This window comes from Bradyrhizobium sp. 25ACV, from assembly GCF_054863005.1.
Window position 1 is genome coordinate 1 of the sequence record NZ_JAVAYO010000077.1, and the last position, 276, is coordinate 276.

Below are 276 nucleotides of genomic sequence, written 5' to 3' on the forward strand. Positions count from 1 at the left end.
GCGGCGCAGCCGGCTTCTCGCTGACCCTTGGCCGATCACGGTCAGGGAGCCAGACCCATGCTGCATGTCCTTCAATCCGCCGCGCGCCCGGCATCTGACGCGGTCCTCCGGGCGATGTTCGCCGCTCGCAAGTCGGTCTTCGTCGACCTGCTCAAATGGGACGTTCCCGTCCTCGACGGCGCCTATGAGGTCGACCAGTTCGACGACGTCCACGCCACCTATCTGATCCTCGCAGGGCCGGACGACACGCATCTCGGATCGGCCCGGCTGCTGCCG

Annotated in this window: 1 protein-coding gene; it reads left to right on the forward strand. The window is 67.4% G+C overall.

Annotation, left to right across the window (positions count from 1 at the left end; all coding sequences use genetic code 11):
* Window positions 1–57: 57 nt before the first annotated feature.
* Window positions 58–276 (forward strand): acyl-homoserine-lactone synthase (locus RAD04_RS38645; RefSeq protein ID WP_461627964.1); only part of this gene is annotated, 219 nt, incomplete at its 3' end.